General features: G+C 40.2%; 23 protein-coding genes. All 23 read left to right on the top strand.

All coding sequences use genetic code 11. The features are described 5' to 3' along the window. The first annotated feature begins 62 nt into the window (after window positions 1-62). Window positions 63-3,656 (top strand): DNA-directed RNA polymerase subunit beta', encoded by a 3,594-nt coding sequence (gene rpoC, locus BFL01S_RS02475; protein ID WP_025909719.1) that lies wholly within the window; start codon window positions 63-65, stop codon window positions 3,654-3,656. Window positions 3,657-3,786: 130 nt separating this feature from the next. Then, window positions 3,787-4,035, top strand: coding sequence for a 50S ribosomal protein L7ae-like protein (locus BFL01S_RS02470; RefSeq protein WP_025909720.1), 249 nt, complete (start codon window positions 3,787-3,789; stop codon window positions 4,033-4,035). Window positions 4,036-4,131: 96 nt separating this feature from the next. Beyond that, the gene (rpsL, locus tag BFL01S_RS02465; RefSeq protein ID WP_025909721.1) at window positions 4,132-4,554 is read left to right on the top strand and encodes a 30S ribosomal protein S12; all 423 of its coding nucleotides are present in this window, start codon (window positions 4,132-4,134) and stop codon (window positions 4,552-4,554) included. Window positions 4,555-4,603: 49 nt separating this feature from the next. Continuing rightward, complete coding sequence (gene rpsG, locus BFL01S_RS02460; RefSeq protein ID WP_013054923.1) at window positions 4,604-5,074, top strand: 30S ribosomal protein S7; 471 nt, start codon at window positions 4,604-4,606, stop codon at window positions 5,072-5,074. A 63-nt stretch (window positions 5,075-5,137) separates the two neighbouring features. Continuing rightward, complete coding sequence (fusA, locus tag BFL01S_RS02455; RefSeq protein ID WP_025909722.1) at window positions 5,138-7,216, top strand: elongation factor G; 2,079 nt, start codon at window positions 5,138-5,140, stop codon at window positions 7,214-7,216. A 114-nt stretch (window positions 7,217-7,330) separates the two neighbouring features. Next, window positions 7,331-8,521, top strand: coding sequence for an elongation factor Tu (tuf, locus tag BFL01S_RS02450; protein ID WP_025909723.1), 1,191 nt, complete (start codon window positions 7,331-7,333; stop codon window positions 8,519-8,521). Between the two features lie 323 nt (window positions 8,522-8,844). Then, entirely contained in the window at window positions 8,845-9,153 is a 309-nt protein-coding gene (gene rpsJ / locus BFL01S_RS02445) for a 30S ribosomal protein S10 (protein ID WP_061784777.1), read from the top strand. 41 nt (window positions 9,154-9,194) lie between these two features. After that, window positions 9,195-9,824 carry a 50S ribosomal protein L3 gene (gene rplC / locus BFL01S_RS02440; RefSeq protein ID WP_025909725.1) on the top strand — a complete coding sequence of 210 codons (630 nt, stop codon included), beginning with the start codon at window positions 9,195-9,197 and terminating at the stop codon, window positions 9,822-9,824. A 28-nt stretch (window positions 9,825-9,852) separates the two neighbouring features. Further along, window positions 9,853-10,476, top strand: a complete 624-nt coding sequence (gene rplD, locus BFL01S_RS02435) for a 50S ribosomal protein L4 (protein ID WP_025909726.1) — start codon at window positions 9,853-9,855, stop codon at window positions 10,474-10,476. Then, entirely contained in the window at window positions 10,476-10,763 is a 288-nt protein-coding gene (rplW, locus tag BFL01S_RS02430; RefSeq protein WP_061784776.1) for a 50S ribosomal protein L23, read from the top strand. The genes rplD and rplW overlap by 1 nt, the downstream gene beginning before the upstream one ends. Before the next feature lie 27 nt (window positions 10,764-10,790). Continuing rightward, window positions 10,791-11,621 (top strand): 50S ribosomal protein L2, encoded by an 831-nt coding sequence (gene rplB / locus BFL01S_RS02425; RefSeq protein WP_025909728.1) that lies wholly within the window; start codon window positions 10,791-10,793, stop codon window positions 11,619-11,621. A 57-nt stretch (window positions 11,622-11,678) separates the two neighbouring features. After that, window positions 11,679-11,957, top strand: coding sequence for a 30S ribosomal protein S19 (gene rpsS / locus BFL01S_RS02420; protein ID WP_025909729.1), 279 nt, complete (start codon window positions 11,679-11,681; stop codon window positions 11,955-11,957). A gap of 19 nt (window positions 11,958-11,976) precedes the next feature. Continuing rightward, on the top strand, window positions 11,977-12,318 hold the full coding sequence (gene rplV / locus BFL01S_RS02415; RefSeq protein ID WP_025909730.1) for a 50S ribosomal protein L22: 342 nt from the start codon (window positions 11,977-11,979) through the stop codon (window positions 12,316-12,318). Between the two features lie 3 nt (window positions 12,319-12,321). Continuing rightward, window positions 12,322-12,978, top strand: coding sequence for a 30S ribosomal protein S3 (gene rpsC, locus BFL01S_RS02410; protein WP_025909731.1), 657 nt, complete (start codon window positions 12,322-12,324; stop codon window positions 12,976-12,978). A gap of 2 nt (window positions 12,979-12,980) precedes the next feature. Beyond that, window positions 12,981-13,415, top strand: coding sequence for a 50S ribosomal protein L16 (gene rplP, locus BFL01S_RS02405; protein WP_025909732.1), 435 nt, complete (start codon window positions 12,981-12,983; stop codon window positions 13,413-13,415). Then, window positions 13,405-13,605: a 50S ribosomal protein L29 gene (gene rpmC / locus BFL01S_RS02400; protein ID WP_025909733.1), complete on the top strand. Its 201-nt coding sequence runs from the start codon at window positions 13,405-13,407 to the stop codon at window positions 13,603-13,605. The genes rplP and rpmC overlap by 11 nt, the downstream gene beginning before the upstream one ends. 24 nt (window positions 13,606-13,629) lie before the next feature. Further along, window positions 13,630-13,893, top strand: coding sequence for a 30S ribosomal protein S17 (gene rpsQ / locus BFL01S_RS02395; RefSeq protein WP_025909734.1), 264 nt, complete (start codon window positions 13,630-13,632; stop codon window positions 13,891-13,893). 52 nt (window positions 13,894-13,945) lie between these two features. Next, a complete protein-coding gene (gene rplN / locus BFL01S_RS02390; RefSeq protein ID WP_025909735.1) occupies window positions 13,946-14,314 on the top strand; it encodes a 50S ribosomal protein L14 in 369 nt (122 codons plus the stop codon). Window positions 14,315-14,365: 51 nt separating this feature from the next. Then, window positions 14,366-14,677 (top strand): 50S ribosomal protein L24, encoded by a 312-nt coding sequence (gene rplX / locus BFL01S_RS02385; RefSeq protein ID WP_025909736.1) that lies wholly within the window; start codon window positions 14,366-14,368, stop codon window positions 14,675-14,677. Window positions 14,678-14,708: 31 nt separating this feature from the next. Further along, complete coding sequence (rplE, locus tag BFL01S_RS02380) at window positions 14,709-15,248, top strand: 50S ribosomal protein L5 (protein ID WP_061784775.1); 540 nt, start codon at window positions 14,709-14,711, stop codon at window positions 15,246-15,248. A gap of 33 nt (window positions 15,249-15,281) precedes the next feature. Continuing rightward, window positions 15,282-15,467: a type Z 30S ribosomal protein S14 gene (locus BFL01S_RS02375; RefSeq protein WP_025909738.1), complete on the top strand. Its 186-nt coding sequence runs from the start codon at window positions 15,282-15,284 to the stop codon at window positions 15,465-15,467. 30 nt (window positions 15,468-15,497) lie between these two features. After that, window positions 15,498-15,896: a 30S ribosomal protein S8 gene (gene rpsH, locus BFL01S_RS02370; RefSeq protein WP_025909739.1), complete on the top strand. Its 399-nt coding sequence runs from the start codon at window positions 15,498-15,500 to the stop codon at window positions 15,894-15,896. Between the two features lie 31 nt (window positions 15,897-15,927). Beyond that, window positions 15,928-16,467, top strand: coding sequence for a 50S ribosomal protein L6 (rplF, locus tag BFL01S_RS02365; RefSeq protein ID WP_025909740.1), 540 nt, complete (start codon window positions 15,928-15,930; stop codon window positions 16,465-16,467). Window positions 16,468-16,492: the final 25 nt, after the last annotated feature.

Genomic DNA, 16,492 nt, shown 5'->3' with positions numbered 1-16,492 from the left:
TCATATAAAAGTATACGCACGTTAAGGGAAAAAACCTGTAGATTAAAAGGGAGGTAGGCTCCTTGCTAGATGTAAATAACTTTGAGTATATGAAAATTGGTCTAGCTTCGCCAGATAAAATTCGCTCTTGGTCATACGGTGAGGTAAAAAAACCGGAAACGATCAACTATCGTACATTAAAACCTGAAAAAGATGGTTTGTTTTGTGAGCGCATCTTTGGTCCACAAAAGGACTGGGAGTGCCACTGTGGTAAATACAAACGCGTTCGTTACAAAGGCGTAGTATGTGACCGCTGTGGAGTAGAAGTAACAAGAGCAAAAGTACGTCGTGAACGTATGGGACATATTGAACTAGCTGCACCTGTTTCACATATTTGGTACTTCAAAGGTATCCCTAGCCGCATGGGACTTGTCTTAGACATGTCCCCTCGTGCGCTAGAGGAAATTATCTATTTTGCTTCATATGTTGTAACAGATGCTGGTGATACACCGCTTGAAAAGAAACAGCTATTATCTGAAAAAGAATATCGTGCATATCGTGAAAAGTATGGAAAAACTTTCCATGCAGCGATGGGTGCGGAAGCTGTTAAGAAATTATTACAAGACATCGATCTTGACAAAGAAGTAGATGCTCTAAAAGAAGAGCTTAAAACTGCTCAAGGTCAACGTCGTACACGTGCAATTAAGCGTTTAGAAGTGTTGGAAGCTTTCCGTCACTCTGGTAATGAGCCTTCTTGGATGATCTTAGATGTTTTACCGGTTATCCCACCGGAACTTCGTCCAATGGTTCAATTAGATGGTGGACGTTTTGCAACTTCTGACCTAAATGATTTATATCGTCGTGTAATTAACCGTAACAACCGCTTAAAACGTTTACTAGATCTTGGAGCTCCTAGCATTATCGTTCAAAACGAAAAGCGTATGCTTCAAGAAGCTGTAGATGCTTTAATCGATAACGGTCGTCGTGGGCGCCCTGTAACAGGTCCTGGTAACCGTCCGTTAAAATCTCTTTCACATATGTTAAAAGGTAAGCAAGGACGCTTCCGTCAAAACTTACTGGGTAAACGTGTTGACTACTCTGGGCGTTCTGTAATCGTTGTAGGACCGAACTTAAAGATGTATCAATGTGGTTTACCAAAAGAAATGGCGTTAGAACTATTTAAGCCGTTTGTTATGAAAGAGTTAGTTGAGCGTGGTTTAGCTCATAACATCAAGAGTGCGAAACGTAAAATCGAGCGCGTTCAACCTGAAGTATGGGACGTATTAGAATCGGTTATTAAAGAGCATCCAGTTCTGTTAAACCGTGCACCTACGCTTCACAGACTTGGTATCCAAGCGTTTGAACCTACATTAGTAGAAGGTCGTGCAATCCGTCTACATCCACTTGTATGTACAGCATACAATGCGGACTTTGATGGTGACCAAATGGCCGTTCACGTACCGTTATCTGCAGAAGCACAAGCAGAAGCGCGCATCTTAATGTTAGCAGCGCAAAACATCCTGAATCCAAAAGATGGTAAACCAGTTGTTACACCATCTCAAGATATGGTATTAGGTAATTACTACTTAACACTTGAGCGTGAAGACGCAGTGGGTGAAGGTATGGTATTTAAAGATACAAATGAGGCGTTGCTGGCATACCAAAACGGATATGTACATTTACATACTCGTGTTGGTGTATACGCTGGTTCTTTAAATAACCAAACATTTACTGAAGCACAAAATCAACAATTGTTAGTGACGACTGTAGGTAAGCTTGTATTTAACGAAATCTTACCGGAATCATTCCCGTATATTAACGAACCAACAAGAGAAAACCTTGAAGTTAAGACACCGGATAAATACTTTGTTGAAAAAGGTGCTGACGTAAAAGAATTCATTAAAAATCAACCTGCAATTGCACCATTTAAGAAAAAAATCTTAGGTAATATCATTGCTGAAGTATTCAAACGCTTTAAGATTACTGAAACGTCTAAAATGCTTGATCGCATGAAAGACTTAGGTTTCAAATATTCTACTAAAGCTGGTATTACAGTTGGTGTAGCAGATATCGTTGTATTAGGTGAAAAAGAAGTTATCTTACAAGAAGCGCAAGCTAAAGTAGATAATGTTCTAAAACAATTCCGTCGTGGTTTAATTACTGAAGATGAGCGTTATGATCGCGTAATCTCAATTTGGAGTAGTGCGAAAGACGTTATCCAAGGTAAGCTGATGGAATCCTTAGATAAACGAAATCCAATCTTTATGATGAGTGACTCTGGTGCCCGTGGTAACGCATCTAACTTCACGCAGCTTGCTGGTATGCGTGGTCTGATGGCTAACCCGTCTGGACGTATCATCGAGTTACCAATCAAATCAAGTTTCCGTGAAGGTTTAACAGTATTAGAATACTTTATCTCTACTCACGGTGCGCGTAAAGGTCTTGCTGATACAGCCCTTAAAACAGCTGACTCAGGTTATCTTACTCGCCGTCTTGTTGATGTGGCTCAAGATGTTATCGTTCGTGATGATGATTGCGGTACAGACCGAGGAATCTTGGCTGTTGCAATCAAAGAAGGCACGGAGGAAATCGAAAAGCTGGATGAGCGTCTAATTGGACGTTATGCACGTAAAACTGTTGTTCATCCAGAAACAAACGAAGTACTTGTAGCAGAAAATGAATTAATTACAGAAGATCTAGCTGAAGAAATTGTAAATGCTGGTGTTGAAGAAGTATGGATTCGTTCTGCGTTTACTTGTAACACTCGTCATGGAGTATGTAAAAAATGTTACGGACGTAACTTGGCAACTGGTTCAGAAGTTGAAGTTGGTGAAGCAGTTGGTATTATCGCTGCTCAATCAATCGGTGAGCCAGGTACACAGTTAACGATGCGTACATTCCATACTGGTGGGGTTGCCGGAGATGACATCACTCAAGGTTTACCTCGTATCCAAGAGATCTTTGAAGCTCGTAACCCTAAAGGCCAAGCTGTTATTTCAGAAATCGAAGGTACCGTTACTTCAATTACTGAAGGACGTGACCGTCAGCATGAAATTACAGTTCAAGGTGACATTGAAACACGCTCTTACACAGCTCCTTACAGTGCACGCTTGAAGGTAGCTGAAGGCCAAGAGATTGCTCGTGGTCAAGAGTTAACAGAAGGTTCAATTGATCCGAAAGAGTTATTAAAAGTAAAAGATATCACTGCTGTTCAAGAATACCTGCTACGTGAAGTACAAAAAGTATACCGTATGCAAGGGGTAGAAATTGGTGATAAGCACGTTGAAGTAATGGTACGCCAAATGCTTCGTAAAGTGAGAGTAATGGATTCTGGAGATACAGATGTATTACCAGGTTCACTATTAGATATTCACCAATTCACTGATGCTAACGAAAAAGTGTTACTAGAGGGCAATCGTCCAGCTACTGGTCGACCTGTACTACTTGGTATCACAAAAGCATCTCTTGAAACGGATTCCTTCTTATCAGCAGCATCATTCCAAGAAACTACTCGTGTTCTTACAGATGCAGCTATTAAAGGAAAACGTGATGAACTATTAGGTCTTAAAGAGAACGTTATTATTGGTAAACTTGTTCCTGCTGGTACTGGTATGAATAGATATCGTAATGCTGAACCAGTTAAAAATCAGGTTGAAGAGCCAGTAACAATCGATTAATAAGTAGTCATTTTTCTAGAATGGATGTTTTTTTAAAAAAACTGCATCGTGCAGTTGACATCCATTCTAGGGAATGATACTATATCAAAGGTGCTCCTATAAACTACCTGTTGCTTTGGAGGATATGATAATGTCTTATGAAAAAGTATCACAGGCTGATCATATTATTGTAGGAACTAAGCAGACAGTGAAAGCTTTAAAAAAAGGAATTGTAAAGGAAGTTATACTTGCGGATAATGCAGACACCTACATTACCGACTTGGTAGTGAAAGTTGCTGTGCAAGAAAACACCCCTTACAGTTTTGTTAACTCTATGAAAGAGCTTGGAAAAGCTTGTGGAATAGAAGTAGATGCGGCAGCTGTTGCAATTATTAGTTAACACGTTTTTGGACTAGTGTTCAAAAACTTTGTTTTTTGCTAAAAAATGAACCACCTGGATGTGTGGTCTTACAAAAGCTGAAAGGAGGAAATTTAAATGCCTACTATTAATCAACTAATCCGTAAAGGTCGTGTGAGCAAGGTTCAAAAATCTGACTCACCTGCTTTAAACAAAGGTTACAACAGCTTTAAAAAAGCTCAAACTAACCAATCTTCTCCACAAAAACGTGGTGTATGTACACGTGTGGGTACTATGACACCGAAGAAACCGAACTCGGCTCTTCGTAAATATGCTCGTGTACGTTTAACTAACGGTATCGAGGTTACTGCTTATATCCCAGGTATTGGTCACAACTTACAAGAACACAGCGTGGTACTTATCCGCGGTGGACGTGTAAAAGATTTACCAGGGGTACGTTACCATATCGTACGTGGTGCGTTAGATACTGCTGGTGTGGATGGCCGTATGCAAGGTCGTTCTAAATATGGTACTAAGCGACCAAAAGCAGCTAAAAAATAATATAAACAACAAATAGAATTATTCTCATAAGTGAAAGGAGGAAATTAGAATGCCACGTAAGGGTCCTGTTGCAAAGAGAGACGTATTACCAGATCCAATTTACAATTCAAAGCTTGTATCACGCTTAATCAACAAAATGATGCTTGATGGAAAGCGCGGTAAATCACAAGCTATTCTTTATAGAGCATTCGATCTAGTACAAGAGCGCAGTGGTAAAGAAGCTATGGAAGTATTCGACCAAGCTCTTAAAAACATCATGCCTGTATTAGAAGTTAGAGCACGCCGTGTAGGGGGTTCTAACTACCAAGTTCCTGTAGAAGTACGTCCAGAGCGTCGTACAACTCTAGGTCTTCGTTGGTTAGTAAACTATGCTCGTCTTCGTGGAGAAAAAACGATGGAAGAGCGTTTAGCTAACGAAATCCTTGACGCAGCTAACAACACTGGTGCTGCAGTTAAGAAACGTGAAGATACTCATAAAATGGCAGAAGCGAACAAAGCGTTTGCTCACTACCGTTGGTAATCTTTTAACGAATCAACTTAAAAAACTAATTATAATTATAATATGGAAGGAGAAATACCTAACATGGCAAGAGAGTTCTCCTTAGAAAACACTCGTAATATTGGTATCATGGCTCATATTGATGCTGGTAAAACAACAACAACTGAGCGTGTTCTTTATTATACTGGTCGTATCCATAAAATTGGTGAAACTCATGAAGGAGCTTCCCAAATGGACTGGATGGAGCAGGAGCAAGAGCGTGGTATTACAATCACGTCTGCTGCAACAACTGCTTCTTGGAAAGGTCACCGTGTTAACATCATCGATACTCCTGGACACGTAGACTTCACTGTAGAAGTTGAACGTTCACTTCGTGTACTTGATGGTGCGGTGGCAGTTCTTGATGCTCAATCTGGTGTTGAGCCTCAAACAGAAACTGTATGGCGTCAGGCTACTACATACGGTGTACCGCGTGTAGTATTCGTAAACAAAATGGATAAAATCGGTGCTGACTTCTTGTACTCTGTTAAAACGATTCATGATCGTTTAGGTGCAAATGCTCACCCAATCCAATTGCCAATCGGTGCTGAAGATCAATTCACGGGAATCATTGACTTAGTGGAAATGAAAGCTTACCACTACGGTAATGACCTAGGAACTGATATTCAAGAAATTGAGATCCCAGAAGAATACAAAGAATTAGCTGAAGAATATAATGCTAAACTTGTAGAAGCTGCTGCAGAACTTGATGAAGAATTAATGATGAAGTATCTTGAAGAAGGCGAGCTTAGCGTTGAAGAACTAAAAGCTGCTATCCGTAAAGGTACTTGTGACGTTGAATTCTTCCCAGTTCTTTGTGGATCAGCGTTCAAAAACAAAGGTGTACAATTAATGTTGAACTCGGTAATAGATTACTTACCAGCTCCAACAGATGTACCAGCAATCAAAGGTATCACTCCTGATACTGATGAAGAAGTTGTACGTCCATCTAGCGACGACGCTCCATTCTCAGCTTTAGCGTTTAAAGTAATGACAGATCCATACGTAGGGAAATTAACATTCTTCCGCGTATATTCTGGAATTCTTAACTCTGGTTCTTATGTACAGAACTCTACAAAAGGTAAGCGTGAGCGTGTAGGACGTATCCTACAAATGCATGCTAACTCTCGTGAAGAGATTTCAGCTGTATATGCTGGAGATATCGCTGCTGCTGTAGGTTTGAAAGATACTACTACTGGTGACACTTTATGTGATGAAAAGAATCTTGTTATTCTTGAGTCTATGGAGTTCCCAGAGCCAGTTATTTCATTATCTGTTGAGCCTAAGTCAAAAGCTGACCAAGATAAGATGACAACTGCTCTTCAAAAACTACAAGAAGAAGATCCAACTTTCCGTGCGGAAACTAACACAGAGACTGGTCAAATCATCATCTCTGGTATGGGTGAACTTCACTTAGATATCATCGTTGACCGTATGCGTCGCGAGTTCAAAGTAGAAGCTAACGTTGGTGCTCCTCAAGTAGCATACCGTGAAACTTTCCGCGGTTCTGCGAAAGTTGAAGGTAAATTTGCACGTCAATCTGGTGGTCGTGGACAATTCGGTCACGTTTGGATTGAGTTTGAACCGAACGAAGAAGGTAAAGGCTTCGAATTCGAAAACAAAATTGTTGGTGGTGTAGTTCCACGTGAATACATCCCTGCAGTTCAAGCTGGTCTTGAAGATGCACTTCAAAACGGTGTATTAGCAGGTTACCCAGTAATCGATGTTAAAGCTGCTTTAGTAGACGGTTCTTACCATGACGTTGACTCAAGTGAGATGGCGTTTAAAATTGCTGCTTCTATGGCACTTAAAAACGCAGTTTCAAAATGTAACCCAGTTATTCTTGAGCCAATGATGAAAGTTGAAGTTGTAATTCCTGATGAGTACTTAGGTGACATCATGGGTGACATCACTTCTCGTCGTGGACGTGTAGAAGGTATGGAAGCTCGCGGAAACGCTCAAGTAGTACGCGCATTCGTACCACTTTCTGAAATGTTTGGTTATGCAACTGCATTACGTTCTAATACTCAAGGTCGTGGAAACTACTCAATGCACTTTGATCATTATGAAGAAGTACCAAAGTCTATTTCAGAAGAAATTATTAAAAAAAATAAAGGTGAATAATTGATTTTCACTCTTTATTAAAGTATAACTACTTATGTACGCTGTGAAAGTGGAGTTGATTCCTTTTCACGGCCTCATAAATTTACATTATAAGAAATTAAGGAGGCGTTACGAATGGGTAAAGAAAAATTCGACCGTTCAAAAACACATGCCAATATTGGTACAATTGGTCACGTTGACCATGGTAAAACAACTTTAACAGCTGCTATCACTACTGTACTTGCTAAGAAAAGCGGTAAAGGTGCAGCTATGGCTTATGACATGATCGACGCTGCTCCAGAAGAGCGCGAGCGTGGAATCACAATCTCAACTGCACACGTTGAGTATGAAACTGACACTCGTCACTATGCACACGTTGACTGCCCAGGACATGCTGACTACGTTAAAAACATGATCACTGGTGCTGCACAAATGGATGGCGGTATCTTAGTAGTATCTGCTGCTGATGGCCCAATGCCACAAACTCGTGAGCACATCCTTCTTTCTCGTCAAGTAGGTGTTCCATACCTAGTTGTATTCTTAAACAAATGTGACATGGTAGACGACGAAGAGTTACTTGAATTAGTAGAAATGGAAGTACGTGACCTTCTTTCTGAATACGACTTCCCAGGTGACGATGTACCGGTAATCAAAGGTTCTGCTCTTAAAGCTCTTGAAGGAGATGCTGATTGGGAAGCTAAAATCATCGAGCTTATGGACGCTGTTGATGAGTACATCCCAACTCCAGAGCGTGACACTGAAAAACCATTCATGATGCCAGTTGAGGACGTATTCTCAATCACTGGTCGTGGTACAGTTGCTACTGGTCGTGTTGAGCGTGGACAAGTTAAAGTTGGTGACGTTGTAGACATCATCGGTTTAGCTGAAGAATCAAAATCTACTACTGTAACTGGTGTAGAAATGTTCCGTAAGCTTCTTGACTATGCTGAAGCTGGTGACAACATCGGTGCTTTACTTCGCGGTGTTTCTCGTGAAGATATCCAACGTGGACAAGTACTAGCTAAACCAGGTACAATCACTCCACACACTAAATTCAAAGCTGAAGTATACGTTCTTTCTAAAGAAGAAGGTGGACGTCACACTCCATTCTTCAGCAACTACCGTCCTCAGTTCTACTTCCGTACAACTGATGTAACTGGTATTTGTAACTTACCAGAAGGCGTAGAAATGGTAATGCCTGGCGACAACATCGAAATGACTGTTGAACTTATTGCTCCAATCGCGATTGAAGAAGGTACTAAATTCTCAATCCGTGAAGGTGGACGTACAGTAGGCGCTGGCGTTGTAGCTACAATCACTGAGTAATCTTTTACTCTTTAAAAAAGAAGCAGGATTTCCTGCTTCTTTTTTTTGGTCATAAAAGGTAAATAGAGAATTTATGATTACACTTGCATTGTGTATTTGTTTTATATATAATGAAAAAAGTGCGCAACAGAAAAAAAGTTTTATATTTTATATAAAAGACTGTTGCAATACCGACCCATTTTTAGTACAATAAGAATGTTGGTCTTTGACTGCGATGATGCGGAAGGTTGCCGACACACCCGGCCGCTTTGCCATGGCGAGTGTGGGGAAATTTCCGCGGAGAATGTCTATTTAGAAAGATAGGCGAAAAAGGAGGGAAAATAATGGCAAAAGAAAAAATTCGCATTCGTTTAAAAGCATACGATCACAGAATTCTTGATCAATCAGCTGAGAAAATCGTAGAAACTGCTAAACGCTCTGGCGCTACAGTATCTGGTCCGATTCCGTTACCAACTGAGAAATCAGTTTATACAATTCTACGTGCTGTGCACAAATATAAAGATTCTCGTGAGCAATTCGAAATGCGCACGCATAAACGCTTAATTGATATCGTGAATCCAACACCACAAACTGTTGATTCATTAATGCGTTTAGATTTACCATCTGGTGTAGATATCGAAATTAAACTTTAATTTAAAATAAAGAATGAAGACATACTTAGGAGGTGTGACTAATGGCCAAAGGAATCTTAGGAAGAAAGATCGGTATGACTCAAGTATTCGCTGAAAACGGTGATTTAATCCCTGTAACAGTAATTGAAGCTACTCCAAACGTAGTTCTTCAAGTTAAAAACGCTGAGACAGACAGTTACGAAGCAATCCAATTAGGTTTTGAAGATATTCGTGAGAAATTATCTAACAAACCTGCTAAAGGACACGCTTCTAAAGCTAATACTGCTCCTAAGCGCTTCATCCGTGAGTTACGCGGAGTGAACGCTTCAGAATATGAAGTTGGTCAAGAAGTCAAGGTTGATATTTTCGCAGAAGGCGATGTAATCGATGTAACAGGAGTTTCAAAAGGTAAAGGTTTCCAAGGTGCTATTAAACGCCACGGACAATCTCGTGGACCAATGTCTCACGGTTCTCGTTACCACCGTCGCCCAGGTTCAATGGGTCCTGTTGCTCCAAACCGCGTATTCAAAGGTAAATTATTACCAGGACGCATGGGTGGAGAGCGCATTACAGTTCAAAACTTATCAATCGTAAAAGTTGACGTAGAACGCAACCTTTTATTAGTAAAAGGTAACGTGCCAGGAGCTAGAAAATCTCTAGTAACTGTGAAATCTGCGGTTAAATCTAAATAATAATTCTTCGAGAAAGGAGGAATAACCAATGCCAAAAGTAGCATTGTTTAACCAAGACGGTAAAAACGTTGGTGAAATCGAATTACAAGATGCCGTATTCGGTATCGAACCTAATAACAAAGTACTTTTTGATGCAATCATCATGCAACGTGCAGCGATGCGTCAAGGTACTTCTAAAGTAAAAAATCGTTCTGAAGTACGTGGTGGTGGTCGTAAGCCATGGCGTCAAAAAGGTACTGGTCGTGCACGTCAAGGATCTATCCGTTCTCCACAATGGCGTGGTGGTGGCGTAGTATTTGGTCCAGTTCCAAGAAGCTATAGCTACAAATTACCTAAAAAAGTTCGTCGTTTAGCTATTAAGTCTGCTTTATCTACAAAAGTTCAAGATAACAGCATTGTTGTACTTGAAGCTTTATCTTTTGATGCTCCAAAAACAAAAGAGATGGTAGCAGTTCTTAAAAACCTAACAGTAGAGCGCAAAGCATTAGTAGTAACTGCTGATCTTAACGAAAATGTTGCACTTTCAGCACGTAACATTCCTGGTGTAACAGTTGTTACAGCTAACGGATTAAGCGTATTAGACGTTGTTAATCACGATAAGCTTGTAATCACTAAAGACGCAGTTGAAAAAGTAGAGGAGGTGCTTGCATAATGAAAGATCCTCGTGATATTATTAAGCGCCCCGTAATTACAGAACGTTCAACAGACTTAATGACTGAGAAGAAATACACTTTTGAAGTTGATGTAAAAGCTAATAAAACTGAAGTTAAAGATGCGATCGAAAGAATCTTTGACGTAAAAGTTGAAAAAGTAAACATCATGAACTACAAAGGTAAATTCAAACGTGTAGGTCGTTATAGCGGTCTTACAAACCGTCGTCGTAAAGCGGTAGTAACGCTAACTCAAGAAAGCAACGAAATCGAATTCTTCGAAGCTTAAGATTAATAGAGAAGGAGGGAAATTGAGATGGCGATTAAAAAGTACAAACCAACCTCAAATGGTCGTCGTGGTATGTCGGTTTCAGATTTCGCTGAAATCACTACTGACAAACCAGAAAAATCGTTACTTGCACCTGTTACACGCAAAGGTGGTCGTAACAACCAAGGTAAAATCACTGTTCGTCACCAAGGTGGTGGGCACAAACGTCAATACCGTATCATCGACTTTAAACGTGATAAAGATGGAATACCTGGACGCGTTGCTACAGTCGAGTATGATCCAAACCGTTCAGCAAACATCGCATTAATCAATTATGCTGATGGTGAAAAACGTTACATTCTTGCTCCTAAAAACCTTAAAGTAGGTATGGAAGTTATGTCAGGTACTGAAGCTGACATTAAAGTAGGTAACGCTCTTCCACTAGCAAACATTCCTGTTGGTACAGTAGTACACAACATCGAATTAAAACCAGGTAAAGGTGGACAATTAGTACGTTCAGCGGGTGCTTCTGCACAAGTACTTGGTAAAGAAGGTAAATACGTATTAGTACGTTTAACTTCTGGTGAAGTTCGCATGATCCTAGCTACTTGCCGCGCTACTGTAGGTCAAGTAGGTAATGAACAACACGAACTAATCAACATTGGTAAAGCTGGTCGTTCTCGTTGGTTAGGTATTCGTCCAACTGTTCGTGGTTCTGTAATGAACCCTAATGATCACCCACACGGTGGTGGTGAAGGACGTTCACCTATCGGACGTAAGTCTCCAATGAGTCCATGGGGCAAACCAACACTTGGATTTAAAACTCGTAAGAAGAAAAATAAATCCGATAAATTTATCGTTCGTCGTCGTAAAAAATAACGGGATTGAGCTACGGTTCAAGCGAACCGTAGAACAATCACGAAGGGAGGTTCACTTATGGGTCGCAGCTTAAAAAAAGGACCTTTTGTTGATGGACACTTAATTAATAAAATTGAGAAGTTAAATGAAACAGACAGCAAACAAGTTGTTAAGACTTGGTCTCGTCGTTCAACTATTTTTCCTCAATTCATTGGTCACACTATTGCTGTATATGACGGTCGTAAACATGTACCTGTTTATGTAACTGAAGATATGGTAGGTCATAAACTTGGTGAATTCGCACCAACTCGTACTTATAAAGGTCACGCAAGTGACGATAAGAAAACAAGACGCTAATATGAGAGGAGGCTTTTAAATGCAAGCTAAAGCTGTTGCGAGAACAGTACGTATTGCTCCTCGTAAAGTTCGTTTAGTTGTAGATTTAATTCGAGGTAAGCAAGTGGGTGAAGCATTAGCAGTGCTACTTCACACGCCTAAGGCTGCTTCTCCGGTTGTTGAGAAACTATTAAAATCTGCTATTGCCAATGCAGAACACAATTATGAAATGGACGCTAACAACTTAGTTGTTTCTGAAGTTTTTGTTGACGAAGGTCCAACTTTAAAACGTTTCCGTCCACGTGCTCAAGGTCGTGCAAGCCAAATTAACAAACGCACAAGCCACATTACAATCGTGGTATCAGAAAAGAAGGAGGGATAATTCATGGGTCAAAAGGTAAATCCAGTTGGTCTACGCGTCGGCATCATCCGTGATTGGGAATCAAGATGGTTCGCTGGTAAAGACTATGCTGACTTATTACATGAAGACTTAAAAGTACGTGAATATATCGCTAAACGTCTTAACGATGCAGCTGTTTCTAAAGTAGAAATCGAACGTGCTGCTAACCGTTTAAACGTAACGATCCACACTGCAAAACCTGGTATGGTAATTGGTAAAGGTGGTACTGAAGTTGAAGCACTTCGTAAAGCTCTTAACCAATTAACAGGCAAGCGTGTACACATCAACATTTTAGAAATTAAAAGAGCTGACTTAGATGCTAAGCTTGTTGCTGAAAACATCGCTCGTCAACTTGAAAATCGTGTATCATTCCGTCGTGCGCAAAAGCAATCAATTCAACGCACAATGCGTGCTGGTGCACAAGGTATCAAAACAATGGTATCTGGTCGTCTAGGCGGAGCTGACATTGCTCGCTCTGAATACTATAGTGAAGGTACAGTTCCACTTCATACACTTCGCGCTGATATCGATTATGCTCATGCTGAAGCAGATACAACTTACGGTAAGCTTGGCGTGAAAGTATGGATCTATCGTGGAGAAGTCCTTCCTACTAAAAAGAAATCTGAGGAAGGAGGAAAATAATAATGTTATTGCCAAAACGCGTTAAATATCGTCGCGAACACCGCGGAAAAATGCGAGGACGTGCAAAAGGTGGTACTGAAGTACACTTCGGTGAGTTCGGTTTACAAGCTTTAGAAGCTTCTTGGATTACAAACCGTCAAATCGAATCTGCTCGTATCGCTATGACTCGTTACATGAAACGTGGCGGTAAAGTATGGATTAAAATTTTCCCTTCTAAACCTTATACTGCTAAACCACTAGAAGTGCGCATGGGTTCTGGTAAAGGTGCACCTGAAGGTTGGGTAGCTGTTGTTAAGCCTGGTAAAGTAATGTTTGAAATCTCAGGCGTATCTGAAGAAGTTGCTCGTGAAGCATTACGTTTAGCAGCTCACAAGCTACCAGTAAAGTGTAAGTTTGTAAAACGTGAAGAAATTGGTGGTGAATCTAATGAAAGCTAATGAAATTCGTGACCTTACCACTGCCGAAATTGAACAAAAAGTTAAAGCTTTAAAAGAAGAGTTATTCAACCTTCGTTTCCAATTAGCGACTGGACAATTAGAGAATACTACTCGTATTCGCGAAGTACGCAAAGCGATTGCTCGCATGAAGACTGTAGTTCGTGAAAGAGAGATCGCTGCTAATAAATAATAAGTCTGAGAGGAGGCTTTCAGAATGAGTGAACGCAATCAACGTAAAGTTTACACTGGCCGCGTAGTTTCTGACAAAATGGATAAGACTGTTACTGTTCTTGTAGAAACATACAAAAAGCATTCGCTTTACGGTAAACGTGTAAAGTACTCAAAAAAGTTCAAAGCTCACGATGAGAATAACACAGCTAAAGTGGGCGATATCGTGAAAATCATGGAAACTCGTCCGTTATCAGCTACTAAACGTTTCCGTCTAGTAGAAGTTGTAGAAGAAGCTGTTATTATCTAATAGTGAAAGACAGATCGGATAAGAATGATTCATCCGAAGGGAGGTTTCGTACATGATTCAACAAGAATCTCGTTTAAAAGTTGCAGACAACTCTGGTGCGCGTGAAGTACTTACTATCAAAGTATTAGGTGGTTCTGGTCGTAAGACAGCTAATATTGGTGATGTTATCGTTTGTACGGTGAAACAAGCAACACCAGGAGGCGTTGTTAAAAAAGGTGACGTTGTTAGAGCAGTAGTAGTACGTACAAAACGCGGTGTTCGTCGTAACGACGGTTCATATATCCGTTTTGACGAAAATGCTTGCGTAATCATCCGTGACGATAAGAGTCCACGTGGTACTCGTATCTTTGGACCAGTTGCTCGTGAATTACGTGACAACAACTTCATGAAGATCGTATCTTTAGCTCCAGAAGTTATCTAATTATATATTAATGAATAAAAACAAAATGCCTTTTAAGGAGGTGCGAATAGGATGCATGTAAAAAAGGGCGACAAAGTAGTGGTTATCTCTGGTAAAGATAAAGGCAAACAAGGCGAAGTACTTGCTGCTTTTCCAAAGAAAAACCGTGTACTTGTAGAAGGCGTAAACGTAGTGAAAAAACACTCTAAACCTTCTCAAGTAAATCCACAAGGTGGAATCGTTAGCCAAGAGGCACCTATCCACGTATCTAACGTAATGCCATTAGATCCGAAATCTGGTGAGCCAACACGTGTTGGTTACAAAGTAATCGACGGCAAAAAGGTACGTGTAGCAAAAAAATCTGGTGAAACTTTAGATAAATAATTATTGAAATGTGAAGGGAGGTATAGTTCACATGAACCGTCTTAAAGAGAAATTTACAAAAGAAATTACACCTGCTCTAGTGAGCAAGTTTAATTATGAATCTGTAATGCAAGTGCCAAAGATCGAAAAGATCGTTATTAACATGGGTATCGGTGAAGCTGTTTCTAACTCAAAAGCTTTAGATAACGCTGTTGAAGAATTAGCAGAAATCACTGGTCAAAAACCTATCGTAACTCGTGCTAAGAAATCTATTGCAGGTTTCCGTCTACGTGAAGGTATGCCAATCGGTGCTAAAGTAACTTTACGCGGCGAGCGCATGTATGAGTTCTTCGATAAATTAGTTTCAGTTTCACTTCCACGTGTACGTGATTTCCGTGGAGTATCTAAAAAAGCATTTGATGGTCGTGGAAACTACACATTAGGTGTTAAAGAGCAATTGATCTTCCCAGAGATCGATTATGATAAAGTGAGTAAAGTTCGTGGTATGGATATCGTTATTGTTACAACAGCAAACACTGATGAAGAAGCTCGTGAGCTTTTAACTCAGTTCGGTATGCCATTCCAGAAGTAATAACTGCCAACGTTAAGCAGAGGAGGCGAAAATGTGGCTAAAAAATCAATGATTGCGAAGCAAAAACGCCAGCAGAAGTTCAAAGTACAAGAGTACACACGTTGCGAACGTTGTGGACGTCCACACTCAGTACTACGTAAATTCAAGCTTTGCCGTATTTGTTTCCGTGAGCTTGCTTATAAAGGTCAAATTCCTGGTGTTAAAAAAGCTAGTTGGTAAAACCCAAGTTTGGGAAGGAGGTAAATTAATATGGTAATGACTGATCCTATTGCAGATTTACTAACTCGTATCCGCAATGCGAACATGGTTCGTCATGAAAAAATCGAAGTTCCTGCTTCAAACATTAAGAAGCAAATTGCAGAAATCCTTAAGCGTGAGGGTTTTGTGCGTGATGTAGAATACATCGAAGATAACAAACAAGGTATCATCCGTATCTTCTTAAAATACGGTGCAAACAATGAGCGTGTAATTACAGGCTTAAAACGTATCAGTAAACCTGGTCTACGTGTATATGCAAAAACAAACGAAGTACCTCGTGTACTTAACGGTTTAGGAATTGCAATCGTTTCTACTTCTCAAGGTGTTTTAACTGACAAAGAAGCTCGTCAAAAACAAACAGGTGGAGAAGTATTAGCATACGTTTGGTAATAAGTTTTTAAAGTGAATGGAGGTGTAAGTTATGTCACGTGTTGGTAAAAAGCCTTTAGAACTTCCTGCAAGTGTTACAGTTACAAACGAAAACAACACTGTAACTGTAAAAGGGCCAAAGGGTGAATTGACTCGTACATTCCACCCTGAGATTGAAATCAAAGTTGAAGATAACGTATTAGTTGTAACTCGTCCTAGCGACAACAAGGAGCACCGTGCTCTTCACGGAACTACTCGTAGCCTATTAGGTAACATGGTTGAAGGTGTTACAAATGGTTTCGAACGTGGTTTAGAATTAGTCGGTGTTGGTTACCGTGCGCAAAAATCTGGTAGCAAATTAGTATTGAGTGTTGGATACTCTCATCCAGTTGAGATCACTCCAGAGCAAGGTATCGAAGTTGAGGTTCCTTCTCAAACTAAAATTGTTATTAAAGGTATCGATAAAGAGCGTGTAGGTGCATTAGCTGCAAATATCCGTGACGTTCGCCCACCAGAGCCTTACAAAGGTAAAGGTATTCGTTATGAAGGTGAATATGTTCGTCGTAAAGAAGGTAAAACTGCTAAGAAGTAATGCCAGTTAGGTAAAAGAAAGGAGT

It is taken from the genome of Priestia flexa NBRC 15715 (assembly GCF_001591565.1).
Lineage (GTDB): Bacteria > Bacillota > Bacilli > Bacillales > Bacillaceae_H > Priestia > Priestia flexa.
The sequence above is the reverse complement of the archived record's forward strand: the minus strand, read 5'-3'. Positions and strand labels throughout refer to the sequence as shown.